The sequence below is a fragment of the Curtobacterium sp. VKM Ac-2887 genome (genome assembly GCF_015350935.1).
Classification (GTDB): Bacteria; Actinomycetota; Actinomycetes; order Actinomycetales; family Microbacteriaceae; genus Curtobacterium.
The window spans coordinates 221,110-235,632 of the sequence record NZ_JADKSB010000001.1 but is presented as its reverse complement, the minus strand read 5'-3'; the positions used below and the strand labels follow the sequence as shown (position 1 = coordinate 235,632).

Below are 14,523 nucleotides of genomic sequence, written 5' to 3'. Positions count from 1 at the left end.
GCTGGCGCAGTCGCCGCAGCAGAGAAGCCTGGGCACCTTCGGGAGGTGCTCGATCATCGACCAGAGGATCAGTGGAACGTGGTCGGGAGTTCGGGGCGTCCGTACGACGCACGAGACGATCGGCGTCTCGAGTACCACCAGCATAGCGCGTGCACCCCGCAGAACCCAGGACCGGTCCGTTCGCCGTGCGCATGCGAGGATTCCCGGGTGCGTACGCGAACCGTCCTGATCACCACCGCGATGGCCCTGGTGGCCGTCCTCGGCACGGCCGGTTGCGCCGAGGCTGCTCCGACCAGCGCTGCGGCGAGCTACCGCAACCTGCCGACCTCGGGGCGCCCCGACTACCAGCTCGGCGGCTCCTACACGCCGCCGTCCGGTGTGACGATCGTCGAGCGGGACAGCACCGCCAAGCCCGCGAAGGGCACGTACGACATCTGCTACGTCAACGGGTTCCAGACGCAGCCCGAGTCCGCCCGCACGTGGACGGGGTCGTACCCGTCGGCGATCCTGCGCGACCCGGCCGGCAAGCCGGTGTCCGACCCGGGTTGGCCGGACGAGATGCTCCTCGACACCCGGACGGCCGCGAAGCGCGCGCTCATCACGAAGGTGCTCGCGAAGTCCATCGCCCGCTGCGGCGACCGCGGGTTCGACGCGGTCGAGTTCGACAACCTCGACTCGTGGACCCGGAGCGGGAAGCGGCTCACGCGCGCCGGCAACCTCGCGCTGGCGAAGTCACTCGTCGACACCGGGCACCGCCACGGCCTGGCCGTCGGGCAGAAGAACACGCCGCAGCTCGGGGCCTCCGGCCGGAAGCAGACCGGGTTCGACTTCGTCGTCGCCGAGGAGTGCGTGCAGTACCGGGAGTGCTCGGCGTACACGAAGGCCTACGGCAAGCGGGTCATCGACATCGAGTACGCGGACACCCTCGAGCGCTCGTGGGGGTCGGTCTGCAAGCTGAAGAGCCGCCCGGCGATGACGATCCTGCGCGACCGCGACCTGGTCACGCCGACCGACGACGCCTACGTCTTCGAGCACTGCTGAGCGCGGGTTCCTTCCCAGAACGCCCGCGATGGAAAGTCGAATCGGGCGTACCGGGCCGGAACTTCCGATCAGGTACGCCCGGAAGCGCCAGGTACGCCTCGAAGCCCGGCGCTACGCGGGCCAGGCGTCCTTGAGCGCGGTGGCCGCCTGGTCCGCCGACAGTCCCGCCGCGCGGGCAGCGGCTGCGAGCGCACGTGCCGCATCAGCCACGGCGTCCGGCACCTCGGCCGGCCGCACCACCCGGGTGCCGGCACCACGCGCGGTGTGCACGAGCCCGGCCTCCTCGAGCAGCTGGTAGGCCTTCGCGACCGTGCCGGCCGCCAGCCCGAGCTCGTCGGCCAACCCCCGCACGCTCGGCAGCCGTTCGCCGTCGACGAGGTACCCCGCGCCGATCTGTGCCGCGATCTGCGAGCGGACCTGCTCGAAGGGCGGCACGCGTCCGCCGGCGTCGAGTGCGACCAGTCCTGCCATGCGTTCCACCCTAGAAGTCGTACTGCTCGCCGACCGGGATCGGCACCGGCACGGTGTTGCCCGGAGGCGCGAGCGGACACGCCCACGCCGGGTCGTACGCGCACGACGGGTTGTACGCGAAGTTGAAGTCCAGCACGAGCGAGTCGGCGTCGTCGCCGCCCAGGTCCGAGCCCTTGATGGTGTCGAGCAGGTAGCGTCCGCCGCCGTACGTGCCACGGGCCTTGCCGGCGCTGGAGTCCTTCACGGGGACGAACAGCCCGCCCGCGTAGCCGCCGTGCGACCAGACGTCGAGCGTGCCGACGCCCGGGACCGTCACGACGCCGAGGCGGTCGAAGTGCACGGTGCCGTCGGTGCCGGTCTCGTAGTCGAACTCGGCGGGCTCGGCGGGTTCGATGCGCACCTGGAACCGCCAGGCGGGGTCGTAGTCCGGCACGGGCAGCGACTCGAAGTCGCGGGCGTCCTCGTCCAGGAGCGGCGACGCGGGGTGCTCCGCGAACATCGCGTCGCGGGTCTCCCGCCACAGCGCGTGCGCCGTCTGGGGATCGGGCGTCGCGCGGACGCGGCGGTACAGGTCGAACGTCATGCGCCGCCAGTCCACGGTCGCCAGCGTGCTGCGCACACGGTCGTCGGTCGTCGGCTCCTGGGGGCGCGTCTGGCTCACGTGGTCGAGGCTACGCCCGCTCCGCGGTGGACGGGAGGCCCGACTCGCCTCGGTCAGGCAGCATCCGTCCGCCAGGTGGGCGCGAGCGCACGCATCCGGTACGCCCGCCACTGCCAGATGACCCACATCCCCGGCCACAGCAGTGCGCCGAGGGGCCACGGCCGCATCCGGTAGGTCAGGCGGTCGATGAGCAGCGTCCGGTCGCCGGGAGCCGGCACGACCGCCATCCGGTGGCGCATCGTCATGCGGCCGAACAGCCCGCTCGTGCCGCCGCCGTTGTCACGCTGCACGGGGACGCCGTCGATCTCGTACAGGTCGAGGTCGACGTGCGTGTCGCCGCTCGGCACGAGGCCGAACGCACTCGCGGTGATCGGGTGCGGGTGCCCCGGTTCCCACCGCTCGGGGAACCCCTCGGGGCTGCGCGAGCGGTACACCAGGAACGGCTTCGTCACCGCGACCATCACGGATGGGGACAGCAGGGCATCGCGCACGGCGTCGACCGGAGCATCGAGGACGATCCGGATACCGACGTGCATGCCGAGGACCCTACGCTGGCGGCCGACGACCGCTCTCGGCAAATGTGAAATACGAGTATGTGAGTGTGTACAGCATGCGATCCACTCACCCCCGCCTCCCCCTGCTCGCCGCTCCCGCCGTCCTCCTCGTCCTCGCCGGCTGCGCGGCCGGAACGCCTCCCGAGGCCGACGCGCACGACGCCGGCACGTCGTGGTCGTACGAGGGAGCAGGCGCCCCGCAGCACTGGGGTGGTCTCACCGACGAGTACGGCACGTGCGGCACCGGCGACCAGCAGTCCCCGATCGACCTCCCGGCCGCCCGCGGTGGCGCCGACCTCGACCTCGTGGGCTCGGGTGCTGTCCGGGGGCTGACGGCGGACAACGGGCACACCGTGCAGTTCACCGCTGACGACGGCGCCTCGACGACCGTCGCGGGCGAGGAACTCGACCTGGTCCAGATGCACTTCCACGCGGGGTCGGAGCACACCGTCGACGGCGAGCCGGCCGACGCGGAGTTCCACTTCGTGCACGCCGACGACCGCGGAGCCCTGACCGTCGTCGGGGTCCTCGCCGAGCGGGGCGCGCACAACCCGGCGTACGAGAGCTACCTCGCCGGGGCGACGGCAGGGGCGGGTCGCGAGAGCACCGTGGACGTCGAGGCGATGCTGCCTGCGTCGCGCTCCTTCGCGACCTACGAGGGCTCGCTCACCACGCCGCCGTGCACCGAGGGGGTGCGGTGGATCGTGCTCGAGGACCCGATCGAGCTCGGCGCCGACCAGCTCGCCGACCTCGAGGCAGCGCACGTCGAGAACGCGCGTCCGGTCCAGCCACTGGGCGACCGGACGGTCCGTCACACGCTCTGACGGTCAGGCGTGCCGGGCGGACCGGCGGCGCGACCCCTCGGCGCGGTCGTGCCGCCGGAGCCGCTCGGCCAGGGACAGCCGGACCGCCGGCCACTCCGAGGCGATGATCGAGAACACCACGGTGTCGCGGAGCGTGCCGTCGCGGCCGATCGAGTGGTTCCGCAGCACGCCGTCCTGCTTGGCGCCCAGACCGGCGATCGCGGCGCGGGACTGGTGGTTGTGCCAGTGCGTGCGGAACTCCACCGCGATGCACTGCCAGGCCTCGAACGCGTGGGACAGCATCAGCAGCTTCGCCTCGGTGTTGATGCCCGACCGCTGCGCCGACTTCGCCAGGAAGGTGCTGCCGATCTCGACGTGCCGGTTGCCCGCGTCGATGTTCATGAAGGTCGTCGAGCCCACCACGCGGCCGGTCGGACGGTCACGCACCGCGAAGGGCACCATGCGGCCGGCCTCGTGCTCGGCGAGGCGCCGGTCGATCTCGTCCTCGACCTGGGCCGGCGCGGGGACCGAGGTGTACCAGGTGCGCCACAGATCGCCGTCCGTCACCGCTGCCCGCAGGTCTTCCGCGTGCTCCTGCGCGAGGGGCTCGAGCGTCACACGGTCGCCGGTCAGGGTGGGCGCGGGGGCGATCTCCATGGAAGTGCATCCTACGGTCGTCGACCATGGTGGAGCCTGTCGGGACGGCCACCCTGTGGAGAGGGACAGCATCGCCCGGACGGCTATCGTGACGGACGTGGCAGAACGCACCCAGGAGCAGTACCAGGTCCGGTTCGCGTGGGGCACCGGTGGTGCGGCACGCATCGCCCACGGCGCACACCTCGTCGTCTGGGTGGACGTCCTGCCGAGCTCGCCGGACGCGGCGGCGCAGCGCCGCGCGTTGCGGAACGCGACCGCCCAGCTGCCGGACGGTCCGGAGGTCGTGCTCGGCCACCTCGGCAACGCGAGTGCGATCGCGGAACGGGTGACGGGCCTCCAGGCCGATCGTGGCGACCGGTGCGTCGTCGCGGTCGTCGCCGCCGGGCTGCACCATCCCGGAGCGCTGGACGACGCGGCCGAGGCCGCGGGCGAGACCGTCGACGTGCCCGACGCACCCGACTTCGCCGTCGAGGACCTGCTCGCCGCCGGCGCCGTCGTCGACGCGCTCGCCGCGGTCGGGATCGACCACACCTCACCGGAGGCCGCCGCGGCCTGCGCGGCGTACACCGGGCTCCGGCGCGCGGTGAAGCACCTGGTCACGGCCTCCGAGAGCGCGGCCGTCCTCGGTCGCGAGCCGGTGCACGCGGCGCTCGCCGTCGGACCGGAACTGGTCGTCCTGCGGGAATCGCGGGGCCGGGCGTAGCGTTCGGGCGGACAGGGACCGGAGCGCCGTCCAGGCCGTCCGGCACCAGCGAGCGAAGGAGCAACGCATGAAGGCAGTCGTCGGCGACACGGTGATCGCGGAGGCCCCGGAAGAGGACCTCATCAAGATCGAGGGCAACTGGTACTTCCCGCCGTCGAGCGTGAAGTCCGAGCTGTTCACCGAGAGCCCCACCCAGTACCACTGCCCGTGGAAGGGCGACACCCAGTACTTCACGGTGAACGTGGACGGACAGGCGCTGCAGGACCGCGCGTGGTCCTACCCGACGCCGATCCCGTCGTCGTTCGACCGCGTCGGCAAGGACTACTCGGGCTACGTCGCGTTCTGGAAGGACGTCACGGTCGTCGAGTGACGACGGACGTCGTGCCGCGCACCGCGTCGCCGCTCACTGCGTCACCGTGAGCACGATCAGCGCGACGTTGAGCGCCACGATGACCGCCGCGATCACCCACGCCACCACGCGGGTGGTCGCGGCGTTCACGTCCGTGCCCATGATGCTGCGGCGCGACGTGTAGACGACCAACGGGACGATCGCGAAGGCGATCCCGAAGCTCAGCACCACCTGGCTCACCACCAGCAGCATCGTCGCGTCGGCACCGATCGCGAGCAGCACGATCGCCGGCACCAGGGTGATCACGCGCCGTGCCACGAGCGGGATCCGGACGTGCAGCAGCCCCTTCATGATCTCGGCGCCGGCCATGCAGCCGACCGAGGTCGAGGCCAGCCCCGACGCCAGCAACCCCACCGCGAACGACACCCCGACGACGGGCCCGACGTGGTCGGCGATCGCCCGCTGGGCACCGGGGATCGAGTCGGTGTCGGCGACGCCGGGCAGGGTCGCCGCGGCCAGGACGAGCATGCAGATGTTCACGCCGCCGGCGACCACCAGCGCGAGACCGACGTCCCACCGGGTCGCGACGAGCACGCGGCGGCGCTGGGGGCCGGCGGGGACGTCGCCGTGCCGGTCGCGGGCCAGCGCGGAGTGCAGGTACACCGCGTGCGGCATGACCGTCGCGCCGAGCATCGACGCCGCGAGCATCACCGACTCGGAGCCCTCGAACCGCGGCACCAGGCCGCTGACGAGCTCGGCGGGGGAGACCTGCGCGAAGAGCAGCCCGGCGCAGAAGCCGACGGTCAGGATCGCGAGCATCGCCGTGACGACGGCTTCGAAGGTGCGGGTCCCGCGGCGGCTGTGCAGGGTCAGCAGGAGCATCGAGACCACGCCCGTGATGAGCCCACCGGCGACGAGCGGCAGGCCGAAGAGCAGGTGCAGGGCGAGTGCGCCGCCGATCACCTCGGCGATGTCGGTCGCGGCCGCGACGATCTCGGCCTGCCCCCAGAACAGCAGCCTCGGGGTGCGACGCATCCGCAGGCCGAGGTGCTCCGGCAGGGACTTGCCCGTGACGACGCCGAGCTTGGCGGACAGGTACTGCACGACGACCGCGCTCGCGTTCGCGGCGACCAGGACCCAGAGGAGCAGGTAGCCGTACTTCGCCCCGGCGGTGAGGTTGGCCGCCACGTTGCCGGGGTCGACGTAGGCGATGGCCGCGACGAACGCCGGGCCGAGCAGGGTGAGGCCGGCGGCGCGGCGCCTCGGGGTACCCGTGGGTTCCTCGGTGGTCCTGGCTGCGGCGGTGTCGGTCACGGGACCCAGCATGCCAGAGAATTCGGCGCACCGAATCTTTTTCTTCGCGGTGCCTTGTCGGCTGGCTGGAGGGTGGTTCAGACCGCCGCGCGCCGAGCGCGGTGCGCACGGACCTTGGCGCGGTTCCCGCACCGCTGCATCGAGCACCAGCGACGCGTCCCGCCCCGCGAGGAGTCGTAGAAGACCAGCGCGCAGTCGTCGGCCGAGCAGCGGCTCAGACGCGTCGGTCGGCCGTCGGCCTCGACGTCGTCGAACCCGACCTCGGTGAACAGCGCGACGGCGTCGCGCGCGACGCTGGACAGTGCCTGGGCCAAGCGGACACGGTTCGCTCCGGCACGGCGTCGGCCACCCGGGAGGCTCGGGGGCACGTCCGGCAGGGCGGCGAACAGGTTGACGGTGTCGATGTCGTCGGGCGCGGGGCGCGTGCGGCCGGTCCCGGCACGAAGGCCCGCCGCGACGGCGGTGCGCTCGGCCGCGGTGGTCGCCGGGCCGGGGGCCGCGGCGACGGCGAGTCGGGCGATCGCCGCGCGGAGCGCGCGTGCGTCCTGCAGCTCGCGCGCGCTCGCCCCGACGTCGATCGGTTCGGTGTGGTCGCTGAGCCACTCGTCCAGGTCCGCCGGGCTCGCGAGCAGCTCACCGAGCTGCGATCGAGGGCGTCGGCCGTCCGGGTCGTCGGCGAACCCACCGGTGTGCGCGAAGTCCAGGGCGATCCGACCGGCGTCGAAGAACCAGGTGGATCCGGCGTCCGTGCGGATGTGCTGCCCCGTGTGCATCCGTCCAGGCTAACGGGTTACCGGCGCGCCTCCGCGCGCGGACGGACTCATGCGGTAGTCGAGGCCACTGTCGACGGGGTGTCAGCCTCGCTCCGGCGCCGCCAGACGATGGCGTTGCGGGGATCGAACCGGCGGGAGCACCGGGCACAGGCGAGCTGGCGGGTGGGCGTCCGGTAGCGGAAGTGCTCGTGTCCGGCCGGGCAGGTCCCGATCCACGGTGCGAGCTCGCTGGCGATCGGGCCGTCGTGCAGCCGCGAACCCGTGTACCCGATGGCGGACGCGGTCCGCTTCCACTTCGGGCCGTGGCCCGCACGGGCGCCGGCGAGGGCGTGCGCGACCTCGTGCAGCAGGACCTGCTCGACGTCGTCGTCCGAGAACCGTGTCGCCAGGTGCCGGCTGACGGTGATGCGCTTCCGGGCGAAGTCGCACTGTCCTGCGCGGGTCTTCGCGTGGTCGAACCCGAAGGCCCACGAGCCCGCGCCGAGGTGTTCGGAGATGAGTGCCTCGGCTCGGGAACGGACCGTCTCGAGTGCGGTCACTGGTCGGCGCGGGGGTCGGCCTGGCCCTTCTTGGCTGCCCGGGCGGCGATCCGTCCCCAGATGTCGTCGGCCTCGGTGCGCGCGGCGTCCGGCGCCCCGAGCACCCGGCGGCGGATCGGCGGGACCTGCTTGACCGGCTCCGCGACGCGCATGGTCGGTTCGTCGTCCTCGGCGCGGCGGGCGGCGACCTCGCGGGCCGTCCGCGGCTTGTCGGCGGGTTCGGCGGGGTGCGTGATCGAGGCACGCATCGCCGCCTCGACCGCGGTGCGCAGCGCGTCGGTGCGCTCGGACGGGGCACCGGCCTGGCGGAACGCCTGGTAGGCGCGGGACAGTGCGGCGCGGGCATCTTCGAAGCGGTCGTTCTCGAACAGCGACCACCCCTCGATCTCGGCGGCGGCACCCTCGAGCTCCGGCCACTCCTCGGTGGCTGCGGTGTCGCGGGCCAGGGCGGCCTCGGTCGCGGCACGCTCGTGGCGACCCAGGTCGTGCAGGATGTGTGCGCGCCGGATCCGGGCGGCGACCTTGTCCTGACGCTCGCCCGTGAACATCGCGAGGCGGAAGACCTCCTCCGCGACGACGAGTGACTCGTCGAGGCGACCGAGCAGGCGGAGGAGTTCGGCGCGTTCCGCGAGCGCCTCGGTGCTGCGGCTCTGACCGAGGTCGCGCAGACGTTGGTGCACGGCGTCGACGTCGACCGCCGGTCGCAGGCTGATGGGCGCGAAGGTGCTGCCCGGGCTGACCCCGGCCGTCACGGGAGCCGCGTGGCGCGGTTCACGGGACGGGTCGGACGGGTCGGGCTGCTGACGGTCGTCGGGCGGGAGGGACATCGGTTCGAGGGTAGCCGCGCTCTGCCGGGAGCGGCCGGTGCGACGCGCTCAGGCTTCGCGCCGGTGGACGCAGAACGGCCCGCCGTGCCGGAGCACGACGGGCCGTTCCGGACGGGCTCAGCGGATCAGGACATCCCGCTCGCCGCGACCGCAGCGACGCCGACCGCCACGACGAAGACGATGAGCGCGACGACGGCGAGGACGATCGCGAAGACGCCCCAACCGCGGCCACGCTTGGTGACGGCAGCGATGATGCCCTGCACGATCGCCCACAGGCCGAGGGCCGTGCCCAGGTAGAACATGAGGGATCCGGTGATGACGTTCGACGAGGTCATCAGCTCGGTGATCTGCGCGTCGCTCGGCGTCGCTCCGCTGTTCTGCATCGAGTCGCGGAAGGCGTCGGAAGCGCCGAACGACTGCCCGAACAGGTACCCGCCGATGGCTCCCACGACCAGGGCGGCGAGGCCGACCAGGAACGCGATCACGCCGACGGTCTTCTTCTTGGCCTTCGGTTCCTCGTAGCTCTGCCACGCGGGCGAACCGGAGCTCGCGGGCGCGGCGGCGTACGGCTGCTGGCCGTACTGCTGCTGCTGGCCGTACTGGTCCTGCTGCTGCCCGTACTGCTGCTGCTGCTGCTGCCCGTACTGGTTCTGCTGCTCGCCGTACTGCGGGGCGGACTGCCCGTACTGCGGCGTCGGGTCGCTCCGCTCGCCGTACCGCGGTGCGTCGGCGGCGGGCTGCTGCTGCGGGGCTTCGCCCCAGCTCGGCGCCTGGCCGTCGCCCGTCCGGTCCTGGTTGCTCCGGTCGTCGTTCGTCATCAGGGGATCCCATCGCTCGGTCGCGCACCTGCGCGGTCGTTCAGACCATCCTGACAGCCGCACCCGCCGAGTGCCCGGGAACGGCCTGGCGCGCCGCCCCGTCGTCACCGCAGGGTCAGGCGCCGAACACGCTCCGGTTCGGCTCCGGTGACGCCACGGCCGTCGCGTCGGTGACGATCGGCGCCCCGGCGATGAACGCCCGCAACTCGGCCCCGTGCACGACCTTCGCCGGCATCGGGTCCGACGAGTACCGCCGCGGCATCTCGGCGATCGGCAGGTCGGTCGGCGAGCCGAGCAGCACGATGTTCCCGAACCGACGCCCCTTGAGCATGCCGGTGTCCGCCACCGCTGCCACCGACGGCAGCACGGCCTGCAGCGTCGACGCCTGCCCCCGTGCGAACGCGAGACCCGCGCCGTCGGCCACGTTCACGGCGACGATGCCGGTCGGCGACAGGAACGCGGCGACCTCGCGGTAGAACTCGATGCTCGTCACGTGCGCCGGGATCTGCGAGCCGCCGAAGACGTCCACCACCGCCAGGTCCACCGTGCCGCGCAGCCCGGAGGGGAGCTTGCCGAGCACCTCGCGCGCGTCGCCGTACCGCACCCGGATCGACGCTCCGCGGGGGAACGGCAGGACCTCGCGGACGTGGTCCACCAGGTCGCGCTCGAGCTCGATGACCTGCTGGCGGGAGCCCGGCCGGGTCACTGCGACGTACCGGGGGAGCGTCAGGGCACCGGCGCCGAGGTGCAGCGCCGTGACCGGACCGGACGGCAGCAGGTCGATGGCGTGCCCGATCCGTCGGATGTACTCGAACGCCAGGTGGGTCGGGTCCTCGAGGTCGACGTGCGACTGCGGCGTGCCGTCCACCACGAGTGTGAACGACCCGGGGCGGTGCCGGTCCGGCTCGACCACCGAGTAGCCCGCACCGATCCGGAACCCGTCGAACGCATCAGCCATGCGGTCAATCGAACACCACCCGACCGGCACCGCGATCACCACCCGGGCCCCCACCCCTGGTTGGTGTGCCCGCGAACGCACCGGAACGAGGCTGGATCCATCGGTCGGGGACGTCCCGCCGGGTCACCTCGAAAGGCACACCATGTCGGTCCAACTCCTCGTCAACGTCCTGATCGGCGTCGCCCTCGTCGGCTTCCTCGGGTACCGCCAGGCCACCTGGCAGTACCTCGACCCGGCGCGCATCTGGCGCACGCCGATGATCATGGCGATCGTCGGTGTGGTGGTCCTGGCGCAGTCGGGGGCGACGATCACCACGACCGACGTCGTGTTCCTCGGCATCGAGGCCCTGATCACGATCGGTGTGGGCCTGACGATGGGCACCATCACCCGGTTCCGCACGGTCGCCACCCCGGACAGCAAGGGTCGGACGATCCAGTCCCGCACGGGGTGGCTCGGTGCGTCGCTCTGGATCGTGCTCATCGCCGTGCGCGTCGGCCTCGACGTGCTCGGCGGCCACCTCGGTGCGCACCTGCTCACCTCGACCGGCGCGATCCTGCTCGTGCTCGCCCTGAACCGCGCCGCCCGCGCCGTCGTCATCGACCAGCGCATCCCGCGCGGAGACCGCGGAGACCACGGAGACCAGAGCGACCGCGGAGACCGCGGCGACCGGACCGCCAGTGGCCGCACCACCCGCGGCATGATGGTCCGGTGACCCTGCTGAGCGGACAGGACCCGACCGACCTCCCCGGGGGTCGGTCCCGTTCGGCAACCGCCTGGGGACTCAACGCCCTCGGCATCGCGATCGTCGGGTTCTGGTTCGTGAAGAACGGACTCGAGCTGCAGCCCCCCGCGTGGGTGTGGGTGCTCGGCGCGGTGGCGCTCGCCGCGTGGGCGCTCCGCGAGTTCGGCCGGACGCCGCAGCTGCTCGTCGTCGCGGGCGTGGTGATGATCGTCGCCGGTTCCCTGACCGTGGTGGCGACCGACTCGCTCATGATCGTCCCCGTGATCGTCGGGATCGTCCTGCTCGGCGCGAACCTTCGGGTGCCGGTCTGGCTCGCGGCGGTGGCGGCGGTGGGGGCGATGGTGGTCATCGCCGTCTGCGCGACGATCGAGCACGCCTCGGTCCAGTTCGTCCTCGGCACGAGCGGCGGGCTGCTGCTCGGCGTGCTCATCGGGTTCAGCCGCCGGCAGTTCCGGGTCGCGGCGCAGCGCGCGCGGCAGGCCGAGCAGGACCAGCAGCGGGCACAGCTCCTCGCCGACCGGTCCCGGGCCTCGCGGGACATCCACGACGTGCTCGCGCACTCGCTGGGCGGACTCGTGCTGCAGCTCGATGCGGTCGAGGCCCTGCTCGAGGCCGGCCGGGTCGACGACGCGACGAAGCGTGCCGGCGAGGCCAGGACCCTGGCGGCGGACGGCCTCGCCGAAGCCCGCCGAGCCGTGCACGCCCTCCGCGACGACGCGGACGCCGAGCCCGATGCCACCCCGGACCGGGCCGCCACCCCGGACCGGGCCGCCACCCCGGACGGGGCCGCCGTCTCCGACCCGACCACGACCGCGGACCGCACCACCACACCGGACCGGACCACGGCCCCGGACCAGGCCACGCGGACCACCGGAGCCGACGTGCCGGACGCGAGCCGCGCCTCCCGGCCGTCCACCGACCACGTGCCGGACCACACCGACCAGACCGACCGCACCGACCACGTGCCGGACCGCACCGACCTGACCGCCCTGGTCGCCGCCCACCGCTCGTTCGGCGGCACCATCGTGGTGCAGGGCGACACGACCCTGGCCGCACTCGACGAGGCGCACCGCGCCGCCGTCGTCCAGGTCGTTCGCGAGGCCCTCAGCAACGCCCGCCGGCACGCCCCCGGCCGACCCGTGTCACTGTCCGTCGTCCGCGACGGCGACGCCGTGGACGTCGTCGTGGCCAACCCGCTCACCGGCGGCGGCCAGGGTCTGCTCGGGATGCGCGAGCGCGTCGAGGAGCTCGGCAGCGGCGCGACGGTCGAGGCCGAGCGGTCCGACGACGAGTTCGTCGTCGCGCTGCACCTGCCGGTGGACCGGGTGGCCGAGCACGAGGTGGACGCCTCGTGACCATCCGTGTCCTCGTCGTCGACGACCAGGCGATCGTCCGCGACGGCCTGGTGACGGTGCTGTCGCTCGTACCGGACCTGCAGGTGACGGGTGAGGCAGCCGACGGCGCGGAGGCGATCGCGGCGGTGGACCGTGACGCTCCCGACGTCGTGTTGATGGACCTGCGCATGCCCGGCACCGACGGGCCGACGGCGACCGCGCGCATCGTGGCCGACCACCCGCAGGTGTCGGTGCTCGTGCTGACGACCTACGCGGACGACGAGTCGATCGTGACCGCGCTCCGGGCGGGTGCGCGTGGGTACCTGACGAAGGACGCCGGACGGGCCGAGATCGCGACGGCGATCCGGGCGGTCGCGTCGGGGCAGTCGACGTTCGACGCGACGGTCGGAGCGCGGCTGGTGGCGCAGCTCGCCGGCGGCGGGGCGACGGCGTCCGCGCCCGCTGTGCCGCCGCTGCGAGACCGGTTCCCGGACCTCACCCCGCGCGAGGCCGACGTGCTCGAGCACATCGCGGCCGGCCGGACGAACCCGCAGATCGCGGCGGAGCTGTTCCTGACGGTGCCGACGGTGAAGTCGTACGTGAACCAGGTGTTCGCGAAGCTCGGGGTCGCCACCCGCGCCGAGGCGGTCGCGCGCGTCCTGCGCTGACCGGTCCTGGCCGGTACGTGAATGCGTACACATGGACGGCCAGCGGACGCCAAGACTCGTTCCGTACTGTTCATCCGGTCGTCACGCGGGACCGCGTCGATGCGTGCAGTGCCCCACACCTCGCGCGTCCGCCCTCCCGACGTGACCACGACGTGCCGTCGAGCGCCCCCAGCGCTCGAGCGTGCGCGCCGTCGGCGCGCGTCCGCGTGCCCCTTCCGGTCACCCGCGCGCGCTGACCGTGATCACATCGCACCCGTCATGTAAAATACGGGATGCAACACTCCGCCGAGCCGCAGGAGACCCGACATGACCGCTGACACGATGAGCGTGCCCACCGCACGCCTGGCCGCACCGACGACCCGTGCCACCACGCGCACGACCGCGAGCCGGACGACGCGGGTGCCCCGCGCCTCCCGTCCGGCCCACGCCGACCACGAGACGGCGCCCACCTGGATGCGTGTCGTCGGCGCTGTCCTGCTCCTCGGTGGCCTCGGCCTGACCGCGGCGGTGACCGCCTGGCCCGGCGACGCGCCGGAGACCGCGCTCATCGTTCCGGCGCTGGTTGCCGTCGTGGCGGGCGTGCTCCTGCTGCTCGCGCGAGCCGGGTTCGCCGTCACCGACACGCACGTCACGCTGCACTTCCGGCCGCTGCCGCCACGGCGCATCGCACGTCGGCGCATCGCCGACGTCCGACTCGTCGAGGCGGACGCCCGCACCTACGGCGGCGTCGGCCTGCGGATCGGCCGCGGTGTGCGCGCCCTGATCCTCACCCCCGGACTCGGGATCGAGCTCACCGACGACCGTGGTCGCGTCACCTTCGTGCGCACCCGTCGACCCGAGGACGCCTTCCGTGCGCTGGCCGGACTGCAGGGCCAGCCGGGAGGCGCGGGGCACGTCGAGCGCGAGCGACTCGGCTGAGCGCACGGCCGGGTCCACTGCGCGGGCGGGGTGCGCAGGCCTGTTGCGGGCCGTCGCGGGCCGGGCGCGGGCCGTTGCGGGCCGGGCGCGGGCCGGGAATTCCGCGGGCACGCAGCGGCTTATACACGCCACTGCCGAATCTGGTCAAGCCAGGACTGGACAGCACGACTCGGCGCGAACTATGATGGCAGTTCGCGCTCCCTGGCATCCGTGTCGTCATATTGCGGTCGACGCAGAGTTCTGAGTTGGACAAGCTCAACTCGCCCTGGTGCAGCCGGACCCGTATATGGCGGCGGGTCCCGCTCACGGAGATCATCCCACACGTGCACCGACGTTCCGCGTCAGGCACGCGTCGGCGTGGTCGCAGGGCAAGAACTCGCGGGGATCGCCGAG

General features: G+C 72.8%; 18 protein-coding genes. 8 read left to right on the top strand and 10 right to left on the bottom strand.

Translation table 11 applies throughout. The annotated features are described in order from the left end of the window. Positions 1–207: 207 nt before the first annotated feature. On the top strand, positions 208–1,041 hold the full coding sequence (locus ITJ69_RS01130; RefSeq protein WP_194671746.1) for an endo alpha-1,4 polygalactosaminidase: 834 nt from the start codon (positions 208–210) through the stop codon (positions 1,039–1,041). A 111-nt stretch (positions 1,042–1,152) separates the two neighbouring features. On the opposite strand, the gene ITJ69_RS01125 is transcribed toward ITJ69_RS01130, so the two are convergent. From ITJ69_RS01125 to ITJ69_RS01115, 3 genes are all read right to left on the bottom strand, one after another. Continuing rightward, on the bottom strand, positions 1,153–1,512 hold the full coding sequence (locus ITJ69_RS01125) for a GntR family transcriptional regulator (RefSeq protein WP_165901018.1): 360 nt from the start codon (positions 1,510–1,512) through the stop codon (positions 1,153–1,155). Between the two features lie 10 nt (positions 1,513–1,522). Further along, complete coding sequence (locus ITJ69_RS01120) at positions 1,523–2,095, bottom strand: DUF1684 domain-containing protein (RefSeq protein ID WP_123293403.1); 573 nt, start codon at positions 2,093–2,095, stop codon at positions 1,523–1,525. A gap of 131 nt (positions 2,096–2,226) precedes the next feature. Beyond that, entirely contained in the window at positions 2,227–2,709 is a 483-nt protein-coding gene (locus ITJ69_RS01115) for a hypothetical protein (RefSeq protein WP_123293092.1), read from the bottom strand. Between the two features lie 74 nt (positions 2,710–2,783). On the opposite strand from ITJ69_RS01115, the gene ITJ69_RS01110 reads away from it, so the two are divergent. Further along, on the top strand, positions 2,784–3,551 hold the full coding sequence (locus ITJ69_RS01110; protein WP_194671745.1) for a carbonic anhydrase: 768 nt from the start codon (positions 2,784–2,786) through the stop codon (positions 3,549–3,551). A gap of 3 nt (positions 3,552–3,554) precedes the next feature. Here the strand turns inward: ITJ69_RS01110 and ITJ69_RS01105 are convergent, their stop codons facing one another. Next, positions 3,555–4,187 carry a GNAT family N-acetyltransferase gene (locus ITJ69_RS01105; protein ID WP_123339447.1) on the bottom strand — a complete coding sequence of 211 codons (633 nt, stop codon included), beginning with the start codon at positions 4,185–4,187 and terminating at the stop codon, positions 3,555–3,557. Between the two features lie 97 nt (positions 4,188–4,284). Here ITJ69_RS01105 and ITJ69_RS01100 point away from each other — a divergent pair, with 97 nt between their 5' ends. Both ITJ69_RS01100 and ITJ69_RS01095 read left to right on the top strand, forming a co-directional pair. Beyond that, entirely contained in the window at positions 4,285–4,890 is a 606-nt protein-coding gene (locus tag ITJ69_RS01100; protein WP_216834250.1) for a hypothetical protein, read from the top strand. Positions 4,891–4,957: 67 nt separating this feature from the next. Beyond that, a complete protein-coding gene (locus ITJ69_RS01095; RefSeq protein WP_111083501.1) occupies positions 4,958–5,260 on the top strand; it encodes a DUF427 domain-containing protein in 303 nt (100 codons plus the stop codon). A 33-nt stretch (positions 5,261–5,293) separates the two neighbouring features. Here the strand turns inward: ITJ69_RS01095 and ITJ69_RS01090 are convergent, their stop codons facing one another. From ITJ69_RS01090 to ITJ69_RS01065, 6 genes are all read right to left on the bottom strand, one after another. Next, positions 5,294–6,553 (bottom strand): Nramp family divalent metal transporter, encoded by a 1,260-nt coding sequence (locus tag ITJ69_RS01090; protein ID WP_323742874.1) that lies wholly within the window; start codon positions 6,551–6,553, stop codon positions 5,294–5,296. Positions 6,554–6,630: 77 nt separating this feature from the next. Continuing rightward, on the bottom strand, positions 6,631–7,326 hold the full coding sequence (locus ITJ69_RS01085) for a CGNR zinc finger domain-containing protein (protein WP_111083499.1): 696 nt from the start codon (positions 7,324–7,326) through the stop codon (positions 6,631–6,633). A gap of 47 nt (positions 7,327–7,373) precedes the next feature. Further along, positions 7,374–7,865 (bottom strand): SprT-like domain-containing protein, encoded by a 492-nt coding sequence (locus ITJ69_RS01080; protein WP_134194363.1) that lies wholly within the window; start codon positions 7,863–7,865, stop codon positions 7,374–7,376. Further along, positions 7,862–8,692: a hypothetical protein gene (locus ITJ69_RS01075; protein WP_194671743.1), complete on the bottom strand. Its 831-nt coding sequence runs from the start codon at positions 8,690–8,692 to the stop codon at positions 7,862–7,864. Before ITJ69_RS01075 ends, ITJ69_RS01080 begins: the two co-directional genes overlap by 4 nt. Positions 8,693–8,817: 125 nt before the next feature. Next, complete coding sequence (locus ITJ69_RS01070; protein WP_194671742.1) at positions 8,818–9,510, bottom strand: hypothetical protein; 693 nt, start codon at positions 9,508–9,510, stop codon at positions 8,818–8,820. Positions 9,511–9,625: 115 nt separating this feature from the next. Then, entirely contained in the window at positions 9,626–10,468 is an 843-nt protein-coding gene (locus ITJ69_RS01065; RefSeq protein WP_123339452.1) for a spermidine synthase, read from the bottom strand. 142 nt (positions 10,469–10,610) lie between these two features. On the opposite strand from ITJ69_RS01065, the gene ITJ69_RS01060 reads away from it, so the two are divergent. The 4 genes from ITJ69_RS01060 to ITJ69_RS01045 all read left to right on the top strand — a co-directional run bounded on the left by ITJ69_RS01060 (position 10,611) and on the right by ITJ69_RS01045 (position 14,130). Then, entirely contained in the window at positions 10,611–11,180 is a 570-nt protein-coding gene (locus ITJ69_RS01060; protein WP_194671741.1) for a hypothetical protein, read from the top strand. Then, positions 11,177–12,565, top strand: coding sequence for a sensor histidine kinase (locus tag ITJ69_RS01055; protein WP_194671740.1), 1,389 nt, complete (start codon positions 11,177–11,179; stop codon positions 12,563–12,565). The genes ITJ69_RS01060 and ITJ69_RS01055 overlap by 4 nt, the downstream gene beginning before the upstream one ends. Further along, a complete protein-coding gene (locus tag ITJ69_RS20820; protein WP_194671739.1) occupies positions 12,562–13,212 on the top strand; it encodes a response regulator in 651 nt (216 codons plus the stop codon). Before ITJ69_RS01055 ends, ITJ69_RS20820 begins: the two co-directional genes overlap by 4 nt. Positions 13,213–13,518: 306 nt before the next feature. Continuing rightward, on the top strand, positions 13,519–14,130 hold the full coding sequence (locus ITJ69_RS01045; RefSeq protein ID WP_194671738.1) for a hypothetical protein: 612 nt from the start codon (positions 13,519–13,521) through the stop codon (positions 14,128–14,130). Positions 14,131–14,523: the final 393 nt, after the last annotated feature.